Origin of the sequence: Streptococcus thoraltensis DSM 12221 (genome assembly GCF_000380145.1) — a bacterium.
In the GTDB taxonomy this organism is placed as follows: Bacteria; Bacillota; Bacilli; order Lactobacillales; family Streptococcaceae; genus Streptococcus; species Streptococcus thoraltensis.
In genome coordinates this window covers 51,536-67,998 of sequence record NZ_KB904633.1, presented here as the reverse complement: position 1 = coordinate 67,998, position 16,463 = coordinate 51,536, and the positions used below count along the sequence as shown (strand labels likewise).

At 36.8% G+C, this 16,463-nt stretch carries 12 protein-coding genes, 2 tRNA genes and 1 pseudogene; 3 read left to right on the top strand and 12 right to left on the bottom strand.

The window, feature by feature from the left end; genetic code table 11:
* Window positions 1-23: 23 nt before the first annotated feature.
* The 6 genes from A3IA_RS0111475 to A3IA_RS0111450 form a co-directional block, all read right to left on the bottom strand.
* Window positions 24-383: a helix-turn-helix domain-containing protein gene (locus A3IA_RS0111475; protein WP_018381463.1), complete on the bottom strand. Its 360-nt coding sequence runs from the start codon at window positions 381-383 to the stop codon at window positions 24-26.
* A gap of 170 nt (window positions 384-553) precedes the next feature.
* The gene (locus A3IA_RS0111470; RefSeq protein ID WP_018381462.1) at window positions 554-757 is read right to left on the bottom strand and encodes a DUF951 domain-containing protein; all 204 of its coding nucleotides are present in this window, start codon (window positions 755-757) and stop codon (window positions 554-556) included.
* An 83-nt stretch (window positions 758-840) separates the two neighbouring features.
* The gene (dnaN, locus tag A3IA_RS0111465) at window positions 841-1,977 is read right to left on the bottom strand and encodes a DNA polymerase III subunit beta (RefSeq protein WP_018381461.1); all 1,137 of its coding nucleotides are present in this window, start codon (window positions 1,975-1,977) and stop codon (window positions 841-843) included.
* 153 nt (window positions 1,978-2,130) lie between these two features.
* Window positions 2,131-3,498 carry a chromosomal replication initiator protein DnaA gene (gene dnaA / locus A3IA_RS0111460; RefSeq protein WP_018381460.1) on the bottom strand — a complete coding sequence of 456 codons (1,368 nt, stop codon included), beginning with the start codon at window positions 3,496-3,498 and terminating at the stop codon, window positions 2,131-2,133.
* A 200-nt stretch (window positions 3,499-3,698) separates the two neighbouring features.
* Complete coding sequence (locus A3IA_RS0111455) at window positions 3,699-4,466, bottom strand: ParB/RepB/Spo0J family partition protein (protein ID WP_018381459.1); 768 nt, start codon at window positions 4,464-4,466, stop codon at window positions 3,699-3,701.
* 52 nt (window positions 4,467-4,518) lie between these two features.
* Complete coding sequence (locus A3IA_RS0111450; protein WP_320878987.1) at window positions 4,519-5,700, bottom strand: S1C family serine protease; 1,182 nt, start codon at window positions 5,698-5,700, stop codon at window positions 4,519-4,521.
* Between the two features lie 268 nt (window positions 5,701-5,968).
* Here A3IA_RS0111450 and rlmH point away from each other — a divergent pair, with 268 nt between their 5' ends.
* Window positions 5,969-6,448 (top strand): 23S rRNA (pseudouridine(1915)-N(3))-methyltransferase RlmH, encoded by a 480-nt coding sequence (gene rlmH / locus A3IA_RS0111445; protein ID WP_018381457.1) that lies wholly within the window; start codon window positions 5,969-5,971, stop codon window positions 6,446-6,448.
* 55 nt (window positions 6,449-6,503) lie between these two features.
* Here rlmH and A3IA_RS0111440 read toward each other — a convergent pair.
* Window positions 6,504-6,577, bottom strand: a tRNA-Arg gene (locus A3IA_RS0111440).
* A gap of 125 nt (window positions 6,578-6,702) precedes the next feature.
* On the opposite strand from A3IA_RS0111440, the gene A3IA_RS0111435 reads away from it, so the two are divergent.
* Window positions 6,703-6,774 (top strand) — tRNA-Glu (locus A3IA_RS0111435).
* A 117-nt stretch (window positions 6,775-6,891) separates the two neighbouring features.
* Here A3IA_RS0111435 and A3IA_RS13165 read toward each other — a convergent pair.
* The 4 genes and pseudogenes from A3IA_RS13165 to A3IA_RS0111420 all read right to left on the bottom strand — a co-directional run.
* A pseudogene (locus A3IA_RS13165) lies at window positions 6,892-7,041 on the bottom strand (transposase); the annotation flags it as partial.
* Window positions 7,042-7,606: 565 nt separating this feature from the next.
* A complete protein-coding gene (locus tag A3IA_RS0111430) occupies window positions 7,607-10,195 on the bottom strand; it encodes a YfhO family protein (RefSeq protein WP_026217690.1) in 2,589 nt (862 codons plus the stop codon).
* A 70-nt stretch (window positions 10,196-10,265) separates the two neighbouring features.
* Window positions 10,266-11,888 (bottom strand): ATP-binding cassette domain-containing protein, encoded by a 1,623-nt coding sequence (locus tag A3IA_RS0111425; RefSeq protein WP_018381455.1) that lies wholly within the window; start codon window positions 11,886-11,888, stop codon window positions 10,266-10,268.
* A 64-nt stretch (window positions 11,889-11,952) separates the two neighbouring features.
* Complete coding sequence (locus A3IA_RS0111420) at window positions 11,953-12,825, bottom strand: YitT family protein (RefSeq protein WP_018381454.1); 873 nt, start codon at window positions 12,823-12,825, stop codon at window positions 11,953-11,955.
* A gap of 1,041 nt (window positions 12,826-13,866) precedes the next feature.
* Here A3IA_RS0111420 and trpS point away from each other — a divergent pair.
* Complete coding sequence (gene trpS / locus A3IA_RS0111415) at window positions 13,867-14,889, top strand: tryptophan--tRNA ligase (RefSeq protein ID WP_018381453.1); 1,023 nt, start codon at window positions 13,867-13,869, stop codon at window positions 14,887-14,889.
* A gap of 99 nt (window positions 14,890-14,988) precedes the next feature.
* Here trpS and A3IA_RS0111410 read toward each other — a convergent pair whose 3' ends face one another.
* Window positions 14,989-16,107: an aminotransferase gene (locus tag A3IA_RS0111410; RefSeq protein ID WP_018381452.1), complete on the bottom strand. Its 1,119-nt coding sequence runs from the start codon at window positions 16,105-16,107 to the stop codon at window positions 14,989-14,991.
* Window positions 16,108-16,463: the final 356 nt, after the last annotated feature.

The following is a 16,463-nucleotide window of genomic DNA, read 5'->3' as shown; positions in this document are numbered from 1 at the left end:
ACCCCATGGCAGACTTTTATAAATTAACCATACTTCTGTAAAACTTTCATCACTGCAGCAAATAGACCGTATAAAAAGGCGCCAACAGGAAATAATAGCCACCAATAATCTGCTAAAAATTCCCAAGCATTCATTTGATGATTTTCTCTTGTTTCCACAATCCTTTCAACCTTGACTTCAGGAGTTTTTCCTAGCATTAACTCATCTAAACTAACTTCTAAAATAGAAGCTAGTTTTATCAAGTTGTCCATATCTGGTGCTGCATCTCCATTTTCCCATTTTGAAATAGCTTGTCGGGAAATGTACAGCTGTTCAGCGAGATTATCTTGAGATAAATTTCGAGCTGTTCGTAAGCTTTTGAGTTGCTCTGCAAAAATTGTCATATTTGTATTTGTCCTTCCTTACTAAAAACGAGATAAATTCAACTAACTGAAAACATCTCTTGTTCAGTTTCAATTTTTTCTTAAAATATATGACTTAATAAGCACTTTTACCAGCACTTTTGAGAGCAACTATTAGTTGCAAAAGTCTCAAAACTATTGATTTTACAGTATTATTGCGGTTGCGATAAAATCTTTCTGAGTTTACGTTCAAAATCATATCGACTCATCATGACCACATGCTCACAATTAGTACATTTGATTTTAATATCTGCTCCTAAGCGTATAATTTCCCAACAATTAGCTTTTTTCCTCGTTGCTTTAATAATGCAAGCATGAGGCTTTTTCATTTCAACTTTAGTCCCTACTTGATACATAACATTTTCTCCTCATTTTAGCTATTATAGCAAATTTAATTGCTAAAAAACCACTTAGACATTGCTAAATGGTTTTAGAAGAATCAATTGGTACGAACTGGCGTAATGAGCTGAATAAAGTTCTCACTGTCGTCACCTGGCGTCAAGGTGAATGGTCGTACTTGTGATAGGAAACGGATACGCACGGTTTCACTTTTCAGCGCTTTAAGAGCTTCGATCAGGTAGGTTGGATTGAAACTAATGGTTAGATCGCTCCCAGACAATTCTTCGGTATCCAATTCTTCGTTTACTTTTCCGACTTCTGGTGAGTTTACATGGGCACTGACTGCATTACCGGCAATCTCAAGTTTTACGGTTCCATTTTGTGTCGCATTTGACACCAAGAAGGCACGCTCCATAGCTTGACGAAGATTGGTTGTTCTAAAGACAACTTCTGTTTCAAAGTTAGAGGTTAGGAGGCGATCAGTGTCTGGGTAGGCTCCTTCGAGAAGACGTGTGTAGAAGCTAATATTTTCACTTCTAAAGAGAATTTGACTAGCCGAGAAGAAAATCTCCACTGTTTCAATATCGTCCGTAAAAACGGCTGAGAATTCGCGTAGAGAACGGCTAGGAATAACGACATCAAAATCAGCAGACTTCTTCTCCAAGTTTAATTGACGTTGACTCATGCGATGAGAATCTGTTGCAACAGCTTTAAAGACCTGATTGTCTTTAAGCATGACGTGAACACCTGTCAAGATAGGACGGCTTTCTTGAGTACTTGCTGCGAATGAAGTTTCTGTAATAACTTGTTTAAGTGTTTTTGTTTCCATGATTAAGGGATTGTTGGTATCAACTTCTTGAAGACGAGGGTACTGCTCAACATCTTTCCCTTTAAGAGTGATTTCTGATTTACCGCTGATAATTTGGACTTGGTAATTGTCCATTTCTTTAAAATCAAGGGTCACATCAGGCAAACTCGATACGATATTGATAAAGAAACCAGCTTCTAAAAGAATAGCTCCTGGAGAGGTTATTAATAAACCTGCATTTTCATTTTCTGTTGAAATAAAATGTTCGATTGAAATTTGACCATTGGATCCTGTTAAAGTAATTCCTGAAGCAGATACTTCAATTTTAATTGTGGATAAAATTGGAATAGCATTTTTAGTAGAAATAGCTCGCTTGGTTGCATTAAGAGCGTGGAGGAAAAAGGCTTTATTAATAGCAAATGAAATCATGGGTACTCCTTTATATCTAAAGTATTATATATAGTATTAGTATTAGGCGCTGTTGATAATGTGGAAAAGTCTCAAAAAGCAAAGAATGTCAGGAAATGGGACTTGTTCACAAGTTGTGGAAAAGTCTAGCTAAAAACAAGAACTTATCCACAACTACTTAATTTTGTTTTTGATGCTTTCAAGTTCAATACGAAGTCCTTCGTCTTGAGCCAGCATATTTTTGATTTTATTATAGGCGTGCAGAACAGTCGAGTGATCACGACCTCCGAATTCTTTCCCGATTTTAGGAAGTGAATTGTCAGTCATCTCACGTGCAAGATACATGGCTACTTGTCGAGCCAAAACAATATTTTGTGTTCGCTTGGTTGCTCTTATTTCTTTAACAGTAACCCCGTAAAATTTGCCGACGGTAGTCTGGATATCCTCGATTGGGATGACAGTAACTTGAGGACCATCTTTTTTACGAGCTCGGATGGCTTCAGCGGCAACTTCAACTGTAATAACCTTTAGTTTCTTGAAGTTGGCAACTAGGCTGATGTCTTTCAAAGCCCCTTCTAATTCACGAACGTTTGAATCAAACTGGCCGGCTAGGTATTCAATGGTTTCTGTAGGAAAATCAAAGTCATACTCTTGAATCTTATTAGTTAAGATGGCTACCCGCGTTTCAAAATCGGGAGGTGTAATATTGACAGTTAATCCCCACTTGAAGCGCGTGACCAAACGATCTTCCAAATCATTAAGGTGATCAGGATTACGGTCGCTGGTTAGAACAATTTGTTTATTATTGGCATGAAGTGCGTTAAAGGTATTGAAAAATTCCTCTTGAATACCAGCATTGGTGGTTTTCTTCGGCAATGATTGAATGTCATCAATGAGAAGGACATCAAGTGTTCTAAAATTATCTTTCAGTTCATCCATGGTATTGAGTCTGAGGTGTTTGGTAAACTCATTCATGAAATTTTCAGCTGTAATGTAGCGAATCCGAGCAATGGGATTATCCTGTAAGACAGCATTACCAATGGCATTTAGCAAGTGTGTTTTACCTAGTCCTGGACCGCCATAAATAAAGAGGGGATTATAAGTGGTACCTGGGCCCTCAGTAACCGCAATAGAGGCTGCGACTGCCCAGCGGTTTTCATCACCTTGAACAAAATTTTGAAAGCTATATTTTTCATTGAGATTTGGCTCAACATATGGTAAAGCGGGTGCTTTTTGACTTGTCGTTGTCCCATAATTGGCAACTTCATTAGTTGTTGAAGGCTGTAATTCGTCCTCTGAAAAGATATAATGATTTGAAATTTCGGCATTGAAAATTTCAAAGCCAGCTGTCAGGGTAAATTTCTGAAGATTTTTCTGCCAGAAAAGTTCTTTCATCTCGCTATCTAAAAAGATAGTTGCAACATTATTGTCAATCTTAATCAATCTCGCATCTGTTACATAAAAATCAAAAGTAGCTTGCTTTAGTTGGCTATGAGCCAATTCTAAAACCCTATTCCAAAAGATGCGTTCATTTTCGGTCATAGCTATCTCCTTTTAGTCATGTCTTGCTAACATTCTAACATAATGCAGATGAGTTATCCACAATATTGAAAAATAAAATCCACATTGTTAAAAGAAGTTATCCACAGGTTGTGGATAGTAAAAAGAAGCCTTTAGAATAAGCGGCTTCTTTCATTATAGCTTGTGTATAAGTCATGTCTAGAAAAATAAAAGCTAACAAGTTATTTTAGCTTGTTGATAATTCTGTTGAATTCTTCTTCGTTAGCAAAGGTGATTGAGAGGTGGCCTTTTTTTTGTTGAAAACCTGAAATGTTAACTGCTAAACCAAGTGATTTTTGAAGCTCTTTTTCCAAATGATTTTGGAAAATAGTTTTTTCTTTTGAGGAGGGCTTATTGTCTTCTTTTTTGAGATTTTTTTCCAGCTGGTGAACGCTCATTTGATAGCTGGTAATTTCTGTTAGCCAAAATTCTTGCTCCTCCTCAGGGAGTGCCAGAATTAGCCTTGCATGTCCTGGAGTAGCTAAACCTGTTTCAATAGCGCTTTGCCAAGAAGGAGTAAGCTGCAATAAACGCAATTGGTTTGAGATATAAGGTCGAGATTTCCCTATGGATCTAGCCAGTTCTTGATGTGTCATCTCGAGCTTATCAATGATATTTTGATAAGCTTTAGCTTCTTCGATAGGATTTAAGTCCGCTCTCTGAAGATTTTCAATAAGTGCTTGCTTCATACTCTCTTGATAGCTTTTTTGAGTAATGACTGCTTTAATATGACTCTTACCAAGAAATTGATGAGCCCTTAACCGTCTCTCACCAGCTATCAGTTCATAGCCGATAATATCTGATGGTCTAACGATAATGGGTTGGATTAAGCCATTATTTGCAATTGATTCAGCAAGTGCTTTGATCTCTTCTTCTTTGAAAATTTGCCGCGGTTGGTTGGGATTAGTTGTAATCTCGCTGATTAAAATGTCTTTTAAAGTATCTTTCATTGCTTCAATCCTAAAGATGTGAGACGTTGAAAAAGCCCCGGAGGGCTTCTTCTTAGTTGTTTTCCAAGTATTTTGTTGACTTGCTTAGTTTTATAGTGGTTGTTTGTTTATCTTTGCCACGGTAATAAGTCACTTTGATAGTGTCGCCAATTTCATGTCCATAGAGGATACTTTGAAGATCACTTGTTGATGTGACTTCTTTGTCATCAATTTTAGTAATGACATCGTAGCGTTGGAGCTTACCTGAAGCAGGCATGTTATCTTGAACTGAAGCGACAACAATACCGCCAGTAACACTTTCAGGGATTTTTAGTTCGGAGATTGCACTGGTTGAGAGATCGCTCAAGTTAGCCATTGAAATACCGAGCGCAGGACGTGTTACTTGGCCATTTTTCTCTAACTGATTGATAATTTTCAGCACGTCATTAGATGGAATAGCAAATCCCATTCCTTCCACTGATTCGCCAGCTTTTGAAGTTGAAGAAATTTTACTTGAATTGATTCCGATAACTTGACCTTCAATATTAATGAGGGCTCCTCCAGAGTTACCAGGATTGATAGCAGCATCTGTTTGGATGGCATTGGTTGAGATGGTTTCACCTTCATCGTTTTTGAGTGTTACGGTACGACTCAGACTAGAAACAATCCCTTGAGTAACAGTGTTAGCATACTCGGTACCGAGTGGACTTCCCATTGCAATGGCAATTTCTCCCACATTAAGTTTGTCCGAATTGGCAAATTCTGCAACAGTAGATACTTTTTTATCAGAAATTTTGACAACGGCTAGGTCAGAATAAGTATCTGAACCAACTAATTCTCCGACAACTTTGGTGCCATCAGAAAGCATGATTTCGATATTTTCCGCTCCATCGATAACGTGGTTATTAGTAACAACGTAGGCTGATCCACCTTGTTTTTTATAGATGACACCAGAACCTTCACTGTAGACGCTGAGATCATCAGTGGAATTTTTCTTCTCATCACCGCCAAAAACTTGGGAGTAGAGGTCATTTAAAGAGGAATTGGAGTTTTTTTGGTAATTAATAACGGAAACGACAGCATCTTGTACTTTTTTTGCTGCCTTGGTTGTGTCGGTTGTATTATTGTAGACTACATTGCTAGTCTTGGTTTTTTGTTGGGAACCATTCCAAGATGTTGTTAGATTCCCTGAGAAATACAACAACATAAAGGCTCCTAGTAAACCAGAAATCAGAGCAACTATAATTGTTGTCAGTGTTCGTTTAAAACCGTTATTGGTTGAGTTTTGTGTCAAATTAATCGCCCCTATCTATTTTAGAAATACTTTTTATTGATTTCTAAAAGCATAATTGAAGTGTCTTAATTATATCTTAAAGATTTAGAAAAAGAAAGTATCCACAGGTTGTGGATAAGTTTTATATTTTTGTGGAAATCCTTTAAATTAAGGAAAAAATGCTCCCTTGTTTTAACTATTAACATGTGGATAAGGTGTTAAAAAAGTGTGCATATGTTATAATCAAGGTATGAAAGTCAAAATTATTTGCGTTGGAAAATTAAAAGAAAAATACTTAAAAGATGGTATTGCGGAGTATGTTAAACGAATGGGACGCTTTGCCAAATGTGAAATAATTGAATTGCCTGATGAAAAAACGCCGGATCAAGCTAGTCCAGCGGAAAATCTTAACATTTTAGCAAAAGAGGGCGATAAAATTTTATCTAAAATTGGTGAAAGAGATTATGTCATAGCCCTTGCTATTGAAGGAAAACAATCTTCATCTGAAGATTTTGCCAAGCAAATGGCAAAAATTACGCTAGGTGGGAGTTCTACAATCACTTTTATTATTGGCGGCAGTCTTGGTTTAGATGCGCGTGTTAAAAAAAGAGCCAATCAACTGATGAGCTTCGGTCTTTTGACCTTACCCCATCAGTTGATGCGTTTAGTACTTGTTGAGCAAATTTATCGTGGTTTTATGATTCAACAAGGTAGCCCTTATCACAAATAGAGAGTGTGGGGGAAATGAAAAAGCAACCGGAATAAAAATCCAGTTGCTTTTATTTTGATCCCAGCAGGATTCGAACCTGCGACCGTTCGCTTAGAAGGCGAATGCTCTATCCAACTGAGCTATGAGACCATTATCAACTTCATTTAGTTTATCAAAAAATAACCTAATCTGCAATAGTAAAAAAAGTTGAAAAAAGAACTAGACAAAAAAAAATTATTTGCTATAATAGTAAGAGTGTTAAAGATAACACCTATGGTCCGTTGGTCAAGGGGTTAAGACACCGCCTTTTCACGGCGGTAACACGGGTTCGAATCCCGTACGGACTATTATTTCAAATTATTCAATTGTTTTTGAACATATGAATAGCTCATATTAAAAGAGAATCGAGAGGTTCTCTTTTTTCTTTGCTATGGAAGTTTAAAACTGTAGCGGGAGACTGATAGCTAGGTACGCGAGAGAATCAGATTGATTGTCTTTTTTGTGCTTACAGAGATGAGTAGTTTAGTTTTAAGGTTGTTGATGTTTCGAAAACCAGAAGCTTGTCGGTTAATGTCTTTGATGAGGTCATTAGTGACTTCGAGTTTAGCGTTAGTGATTTAACGTGTGATATAAAAAGTATCAAATATCCCATAAATTAAGATATTGTCAAATTCTTTTTCTCTTGTCGAAGTGAAAAAGTGAGATGTTCGTCAAAGGTTCAGTAAGGATCTGTGTGGCTTGTTTGGCCAAGCCTGTTATCTTATGCCGAACAACGGATAAGTCGATAATTTCTGTTTAGTCGTCTAGGTTTGTGTAACCTATTTAGTTTTTCATTATTCAGCATACATGACTTTTCATTTGTACTGAAAAAGCCCATAATCCTTGCGATGGAGTTACCCACTATAGGAATTATAGAGCTTTTATTCTCTAGGTATAGTCAAATGAATTAACTTTGATCCATCGTCATTTTCGACTTGCTCTACTAGAGTACCGTTCGCGTCCCAGTTCCTTTTCTAAAAGTTATACTTAATGAAAATCAAAAGAAAACTAGGTAACGCCGATGCAGATGGAACTGTCTTCATCAATTCAAGTCAATAAGGTCTGCTTTTGATTTTTGAAGAGTATTAATTCATTTGACTATAAAAAGGGTAAGAGCTAGAAAAGGAATTGGTTCTTTTTCTATTTGCTCGAGAGGTTGCCTCGCTTGAAGAATTTAGAAAGCAGACTGTAAAAAATAAATAGTCCCAGTCCAAGAAGTGATAGTAAACTTCCTTCTTTTAGCCCTTGAGGAATGAAGGTAAGTTCAATGGTTCCTTTTCCTTTAGGAACGTTAACGCTCATAAACCCTTTCTGAGCTCTTCGAATTGTGGTTTTCTTCCCATTAACTTTAGCCTGCCATCCCTTATCAAATGGAAGAGTGTAGACTATTGAGGAATCACGTTTAGCATGATAGGTCGTTAAAACATTGTTGCCATCTGTCTTTGTTTGCGTGTTTTGCTTTTTAATAGCCTTTATAGCGTTTTGATAAGAAAGTGTGTTTAATCCGTAAAAATTTGGTGAATCAAAACTGATAGTAGCATTATTAGGAAAACTTAGAGTTACAATAATAGTTTGTGCCTTTTCAAAGTAACCAACATTGAAGAAGGTATAAGCATTGTCTGTTGTATATGTTTGGGAGACTTTGTCGTGAGAAATGGTAACTTCTTTTTGGCTGTCGTTAGCAAAACTAATATTAGGAACACTGACATAGACTTGTTGATGGGCAGGAACTGATACTTGATAACTTATTTTTGTCGTACCAAATTGATCAGCTTTTAGGGTGACACGATCAGATAAGTTATTGCTATTATTGATAGGATTGCTAAGGAGACGTTGGAAGTAGTCTTCTGACAGTCCAGAAAGTTGATTAAGGAAATCAGCTTGATTGTCAAGTGTGTTGACAGTAAAGTTGACATCTTTGTAAACTTTATTTGAGAGAACACCGAGTGGTAAGGCGTAAGCATTCTTATAGAGTTTCATTGAACCAGAAGATTTTTCTTTTGTAAAGCCAAATTTTTGAGGATTGGATTGTGCCAGATTATATTTTACATCGAATAAACTGTCTGCAATGATTGTATTGTTTTGATAGCGTAAGTTGAGGTTTGTGCCATTGGATTGGAAACCTAGGCGATCTAGAATACTACTTGAAGCCGTGTTGCGTATTGATGAGAATTGGGAAATGCCATTGTAGTTGAATTTCATGCTATCATTTCCAGTTTGAGGGAGGATGCGTTCAGTTCGGTAGAAATTAGTCTCTTTAGATTTAGAATAATTGACAAGTTTTTCAATATCAGTCAAGTTTCTTTCATAGCCTTCTCTAGTAGGAAAGACCCATTCATCGCCTAGACTACGCACAACAAAGAAAGAATTAATAAATACTTCAAAAAGTGTAAAGAAGAGTGTAAAGCTAATTAGAAAACCTTTAGGAAGTAAGCGATTATTATTTAAGAGAATAGTGGCGTAGGAAATCAAGAAAATGATAGTAAGAATAAATTGAGAAATTGTTAAAAACTCATATTCTTTTTGAAAGATAGCTGTCGCTGAAACCCCTGAAAATAGGAACATGAATGATATTATGATGTTCTTTATGTTAAAGGATTTCCAGTGGCTAAGTGTTTCAGCAGCCATAAATACGAAAAGTAGGGATAAGAGCCAAGAGTAGCGGTGCAAAAACATATTTGGCGCATGCATCCCTTGCCAGAGAAGATCTAGCGGTTCAAGGTAAAAGGAAACAATTATAATACTAATGAGCAAAAAATAAGCTAGACGTATTTGCCATTTGATAGCAGAAAGTGTAAAGAAAATAAGGCTTAAAATAAGTGGAAATAAGCCAACATAGATCATTGGGATGGAGCCAAATTTTGTTGTGTCGTAAGCTCCGATAATATTTTTAGCAAATATATCCAGATACCATGCATCTTTTGATAACCACTGCTCAAATGTTGAAAATTGTTCGCCATGAGTTGACAGATCCAAATAGGTTGGTAATAGCATGATTGAGCTAGATAGGGCTGAAAATACTGATATAAAAGTAAAATCTAAGACTTTTCTAAGAGACTTTTTCCAAGAAGACACCCTGCTTTGTTGAACAAGAAAATAGAGTGTTAAAAAGATGGCCATCATAAATCCAAAATAATAATTTTGAATAAATAAAACGGTGAGACTGGCATAATAAAGCCAGAACAGGCGCTTTTCAAGAAGTCGATGTAATCCCAATATAATAAGCGGTGCGATGATGAAAACATCTAACCAAGTATTGATTTCTAATTGGCTGATAGCAAAGCTCATTAAGGCGTAAGAAGTAGATAGGGACAAGAGTAATACTTTGTTGACATTACTGTAAAGCTGTCGTAAAGCAGTAAACATGGTCAGTCCAGCAAACCCAAATTTTAGTAAAGTGAAGAGATAAATAGCTTCAGGGATTGTTCGTAAAGAGAAAAAATAAAGAAAGGGAGATAAAAAAGAGCCTAGATAATAACTAATAAGTGCGTAGAAATTTAAGCCTAAACCACTAGTAAAGGTATAAAAAATACTATCTGAGCCATGTAGGATATTTCTAAGATTCTGAGCAAAAATAGCGTATTGATGGAAACCATCGCTGGCTAGAATGGTTCGATTGCTTCCCCACCAGATTTCATTTGTGAGTAGGACAATAACCATTATTAGGATAGGAAATAGGAATCCTAAAAGATAGGGAAGCCCCTTTTTTAATGTAAATTTAGAAGTCATAGATTAACCTTGTAAACTTTTTGTAAAGTATAGTAGAAAACTCAGTTGATGAACAACTGAGTTTTGTAATTTAGTCTTTCCAAAGTTCTTGAACTTTTGCTTGAACTTCTTTATTGTCAAGGAATTCATCATAAGTTTCATCAATACGATCAATAACTCCGTTTTTAGAAAGAACGATGATATGATTAGCAAGAGTTTGAATGAATTCGTGGTCATGACTGGCAAAGATGATAGATTCTTTGAAAGCTTTTAAACCATCGTTAAGACTTGAGATGGATTCTAAATCCAAGTGGTTAGTTGGGTCATCAAGTACAAGGACATTTGATTTAAGAAGCATGAGTTTAGATAACATCACGCGCACTTTTTCTCCTCCTGACAAGACGTTGACAGACTTGTTAACCTCATCACCAGAGAAGAGCATGCGGCCAAGGAATCCGCGGAGGAAAGTGTTATCGTCTTCTTCTTTAGCAGCAAATTGACGCAACCATTCAAGGATGGTCTCACCATTTTCAAAATCCTTAGTATTATCTTTTGGAAGGTAGGATTGACTGGTTGTCACACCCCACTTGACAGTACCTTCATAAGGGATTTCCCCCATGATAGCACGAATAAGGGCTGTTGTTTGAAGGTCATTTTGACCGATAAGGGCGGTCTTGTCACCCGGACGTAGGATAAAGCTGATATTGTCGAGGATGGTTTCACCGTCGATTGTTACAGATAAGTTTTCAACGGTTAAGAGGTCATTCCCCATTTCACGTTCAGCTTTGAAATTGATGAATGGGTACTTACGACTTGATGGTACGATTTCTTCTAGCTCAATTTTATCAAGCATTTTCTTACGAGAAGTGGCTTGTTTTGATTTTGAAGCATTGGCAGAGAAGCGAGCAACGAATTCTTGAAGTTGCTTGATTTTTTCTTCGGCTTTAGCGTTACGGTCTGCTTGAAGACGTGCTGCTAATTCAGATGATTCTTTCCAAAAATCATAGTTACCAACGAAGAGTTTGATTTTACCAAAATCAAGGTCAGCCATGTGCGTACATACTTTGTTCAAGAAGTGACGGTCATGGGATACAACGATAACAGTATTTTCAAAATCAATCAAAAAATCTTCCAACCATGAGATAGATTGAATATCAAGACCATTAGTTGGCTCGTCAAGAAGAAGGACATCTGGTTTACCAAAGAGGGCTTTGGCAAGGAGAACTTTGACCTTATCACCATTAGCTAACTCACTCATATTTTGATAATGAAGTTCTTCAGGGATATTAAGATTTTGGAGTAGTTGTGATGCTTCTGACTCTGCTTCCCAGCCACCAAGCTCTGCAAACTGACCTTCTAATTCAGCTGCGCGGACGCCATCTTCATCAGAAAAATCTTCTTTCATATAGATAGCATCTTTTTCTTTCATGATGTCGTAAAGATCTTGGTTCCCCATAATCACAACATCAATGGCACGTTCTTCTTCGTAGTCAAAGTGATTCTGACGAAGAACTGAGAGGCGCTCATCTGGACCGAGTGAAACGTGTCCAGTTGTTGGCTCAATATCACCAGCTAAGATTTTTAAGAAGGTTGATTTCCCCGCACCATTAGCGCCAATAAGGCCGTAGGTGTTTCCTTCTGTAAATTTGATATTAACATCATCAAAAAGTTTGCGATCGCTAAAGCGTAGTGAAACGTCTGAAACTGTAAGCAATATGTTTACCTCATGTCTATATTCTAACTGTATTCTACTAGAAAAACCCTTATTTATCAATCAATTACATTGGCATCAGGATATCATCATCCAGACTGGCATGATTCTTTTGAAGGCTGAAGCCACGTCCGGACGCCTGAGAAGTAGGAGTTACTGTTAGGAATGCTGTCTCATCAATTGAAGTGATAGCTTCCTGTAGTTTGACAAATTCGTAACCAGAAATCGTAGTCATTAGCATGGTCTGCTCAGTTCCAGAATAGCCTCCTTTTACAGGGATTTCTGTCACCCCTCTATCTGCAACAGTATTGATGTAGGTCTTGATTTCTTGATGTTTTTGAGAAACAATGATGACAGTATTTAAGGTTGTAAAACCAGTTTGGACAGCATTAATGATATAGCTAATCGTAACGAGTCCTATAATAGAGTACATGACCGTATCACTGTCAAAAGCAAGAAATCCAATGGCGGTAATCAGACCATCAACTAGGATAACCCCTTGCCCTAGTGTGATGGGAGAGTACTTACCTAGTAACTGAATAATAATACCTGTTCCTCCTGTAGATGAATCACTCCAAAAAACCAATCCCAGTCCTACACCAACGATGATACCGCCGAACAAAGCAGCTAATAAAGGATTTTCAGTGATTGTAGGCGCTCCTTGTGTTAGTTTAATAAAGATAGGGTAAATGAGAGAACCGTAAATTGTTTTTAGAAAAATGGGTTTCCCTAGATAAAAATAACACAGCAGGAGTAATGGAATATTGGATACCATCATGAAAAGGGCAGCATCCCAAGAAAATAGCTCGTGGAAACTAATGGCTAGACCTCCAATACCCCCTGTAACAATGTGATTGGGCAGAAAAAAAGCATTAAATCCAAAAGCTGCCATTATAGAACCGATATTTAAAAGAATGAAGTTTTTCACTTTTTTAGACATGTTACACTCCTTTTATTAGTAATTTTTATCTGTTTAGATATTGAAAAGACTTAGTGAAATAAGTTCACTAAGCTACTGACCATATTGAAATGTTAATGGTTTCTCTATTATCCATCAGCTTAGTCAACTAGTCAAGCCTTTTGGAATGATATATAGTCTTTTGAATTAACTTTGATACATGGTCACTTTCGACTTGCCGTACTTATACTCTTCGAAAATCCAAAGTAGATCTTGTTGCCTTGATTTGATGACCTTCAGTTCTATCTGCTATCTGTGTCGCCTAGTCTGCTTTTGATTTTTATTGAGTATCAAGTACTGACCGCGTCTTTTTTGTTCCTTGTCTGAGAGCTAATTCATTTGACCATAATAATGATATTATTGGTGAGTGGTGATTAGCTTTATCAAAGGTTTGTATTTTAATGTCATATTCAAGAAGGTAAAAATAATCTACTAACTAATAAAAAAGCTGTTATATGCCTTAGGCTTGTAGAGGTTTACTGTTATGTCAATATCTTAATGACTCTAGTTACATTATTTATCATTTGCTAGAGCAAACTGTTAAAAAATCGACCTGTAATGGGAGAGGAAGCGGTAGTTTAATAAGTAGTGGATACGTCTATTTTGATAAGATTATTAAGTATAGTATGATTGGTGATAAACTTGACTTTGTTTATATTTTGGCTTAGAATAAAACCATCAAGTGAGTCGTTGAGAACTGTCTTTTTAGAGAGCAGTTATTTACTGTAAACCAGTAGGGTAGCTCGGTGATGTGAGTTGGTGTTTCACATGAAACTTTAGGTCATTAAGCAACTATTAGTATAATCATAAAAAGATAGCAGGTCTTTTCTTTTTTTAATTGAGCTGATACTGCTTCTTAAAAGGAATGCCCTTACCTAGTTGAACTGTGTGGGCTTTTTCTTTGACTTACTTTAAAAGTAGAGGATAGTTTATATCAACAATCAACCACTGCTGTACTGTAAGTTGTTTGTTGAAACTTGAAAATTGTTATTAGGTAAGATTTTGACTTTAAAGGAGAAATGAATGAGTAGACCAATTATTTTAACAGGAGATCGCCCTACAGGAAAGTTACATCTAGGGCATTATGTGGGGTCACTTAAAAATCGAGTGATTTTACAAAATGAGAATCGCTATGATATGTTCGTTTTTTTAGCAGATCAACAAGCGTTAACAGATCATGCCAAAGAATCAGCTATTATTAAAGAGTCTATTGGTAATGTTGCTCTTGATTATCTATCTGCTGGCTTACATCCAGAAAAATCAACTATTTTTATCCAAAGCCAGATACCTGAATTAGCTGAGCTAACCATGTATTACATGAACTTGGTTTCTTTAGCACGCTTAGAACGTAATCCAACTGTTAAAACAGAAATTGCTCAAAAAGGCTTTGGAGAGTCCATCCCATCAGGTTTTTTGGTGTATCCTATTTCTCAAGCTGCAGATATTACTGCTTTTAAAGCTAATTTGGTGCCTGTCGGAAATGATCAAAAACCAATGATTGAGCAGACACGTGAAATTGTTCGTAGTTTTAATCATACTTATCACACCGATGTTTTAGTAGAACCTGAAGGAATGTATCCAGCTAATGAGGCGGCAGGTCGTTTGCCAGGTCTTGATGGCAATGCTAAAATGTCTAAATCCTTAGGTAACGGTATCTACCTTTCTGACGATATGGATACTGTGCGTAAAAAAGTCATGAGCATGTACACAGATCCAAATCACATTCGTGTGGAAGATCCAGGTCAAATTGAAGGAAATATGGTTTTCCATTATTTGGATATTTTTGGTCGTGAAGCAGATCAAGCCGATATTGCATCTATGAAAGAGCATTACCAACGTGGTGGACTTGGAGATGTCAAAACTAAGCGCTATCTTCTTGAGATTTTAGAGCGTGAATTAGCACCGATACGAAGCCGTCGCTTAGAATATGCTAAAGATATGGGCGAAGTTTTTAGAATGCTAAAAGATGGTAGTGATAAAGCACGAGAAGTGGCTAGTCAGACACTAGCTGAGGTGAAGGACGCTATGGGAATCGCTTATTTTTAAAGATTAGCCCACTGTTTCAGCATAAAGACGAGTTTCCATGTGAAACTCGTCTTTATTTTTGGGGAGTTATTAGTTATTTGGTGATAGGATTTATAGAGCTTAGTCAAATTCTTTTAAGAATTCTGATAACCTTTTCAATCCTTCTTGCAGAATTTCTGTATGCGTACAGTAACCCAATCTGGCATAGCCAGGCATATCAAAACGGTTTCCGGGAACTAGCAGAACACCTTTTTCTTTTAATAATCGGATACAGAAGTTTTCAGTATCTTCAGGGATGTCTAACTTGATAAAGGATGTGGATACATGACGTGGAGGTATCAGAGAAACACGTGGCTCCTTGTTAATCCAATCGTTAACAAGGGACAGATTACGATGAACAATCTCTTTGTTGCGCTTTAAAACGGTGTCTTTATGGTGAAGGACATGTGTTGCTATAATATCATCAAAGACACCTGCACAGATCATGGTGTAGTCGCGATACTTGCGAAAGTGATCGGCAATTTGATTATTTGAGGCAACCCATCCCACTCGCACACCGGGCACGGAGTAGGTTTTAGATAGGCTGTTGGTTGAAATTCCCTTGTCGTAGAGATCCACAATGGCAGGAATACTAAAATCATCTTCTAAAGGTTGATAAACTTCGTCAGATAAGATATAGGCGCCTATTTCGTCAGCAATGCTAATAAGTTCTTCTAAGAAAGCCTGATCCATGATAGTCCCTGTAGGATTATTAGCATTATTAATACAAATCATTTTGGTATTAGGACGTACTAGTTTGCGCAACTCATTTAGGGAGGGAAGCCAATTATCTTTTTCATGAATATGCCAAAGGGAGACATCAGCTCCAAATGAGCGAGGAATATCATAGAGTTGTTGGTAGCTTGGATAGAGAGAAATGACATGGTCGCCTGCTTCTATTAAGCTGTATAGGGCTAAAAAGTTGGCTCCAGTAGCTCCGTTGGTTTGGAGTATTTGACTTGGTTTGACTGTTTGATAGAGTTTTGAGACCTCTTCTTTAAATTCAGGGGATCCCTCAATCCAACCATAGTTCATGGTCTTATGGCATAGTGTCTCAACTAGTTTGTTTCGAATGGATGGCTCTAAATTGAGGATGTCTTCTAAGGTCATTGATGCAATGGAACTTCCTGCAATATCATAGATAGCCTCATTTTCCCATTTGTTGAGCCATTCTTCAACTCCAAAAGCATTGATTTCCATAGGTAATCCTTTCTGTAAGTTAGTTTATCAAGTGTTGTTTTCTTTTTATAAGTGAATCATTAATTTACTGTTCTTTTTGTATTATACAATTAAGAGGTTTAAATTGAAACCGCTATGGTTGTTAGACTAGAATTATCATGGATAGTCTGTTGAATTAACTTTAATATATCGTCACTTTCGACTTGCCGTATTCATACTCTTCGAAAATCCAAACCAGACCTTGTTGACTTTTCTATCTGTATCGGCGTTGCCTAGTCTGCTTTGGATTTTCATTGAGTATCAAGTACTGTTTGCGTCTTTTCTGTTCCTTGTTCTGAAAGTTAATTGATTTGACTATAAATCATAAAAAGAAAAGG

Coding starts and splice junctions, on each gene's coding strand:
- dnaN (WP_018381461.1), bottom strand. CDS start 1,977: ATGATTTCATTTGCTATTAATAAAGCCTTTTTCCTCCACGCTCTTAAT.
- A3IA_RS0111475 (WP_018381463.1), bottom strand. CDS start 383: ATGACAATTTTTGCAGAGCAACTCAAAAGCTTACGAACAGCTCGAAAT.
- A3IA_RS0111410 (WP_018381452.1), bottom strand. CDS start 16,107: ATGGAAATCAATGCTTTTGGAGTTGAAGAATGGCTCAACAAATGGGAA.
- dnaA (WP_018381460.1), bottom strand. CDS start 3,498: ATGACCGAAAATGAACGCATCTTTTGGAATAGGGTTTTAGAATTGGCT.
- A3IA_RS0111455 (WP_018381459.1), bottom strand. CDS start 4,466: ATGAAAGATACTTTAAAAGACATTTTAATCAGCGAGATTACAACTAAT.
- A3IA_RS0111430 (WP_026217690.1), bottom strand. CDS start 10,195: ATGACTTCTAAATTTACATTAAAAAAGGGGCTTCCCTATCTTTTAGGA.
- trpS (WP_018381453.1), top strand. CDS start 13,867: ATGAGTAGACCAATTATTTTAACAGGAGATCGCCCTACAGGAAAGTTA.
- rlmH (WP_018381457.1), top strand. CDS start 5,969: ATGAAAGTCAAAATTATTTGCGTTGGAAAATTAAAAGAAAAATACTTA.
- A3IA_RS0111420 (WP_018381454.1), bottom strand. CDS start 12,825: ATGTCTAAAAAAGTGAAAAACTTCATTCTTTTAAATATCGGTTCTATA.
- A3IA_RS0111470 (WP_018381462.1), bottom strand. CDS start 757: ATGTATCAAGTAGGGACTAAAGTTGAAATGAAAAAGCCTCATGCTTGC.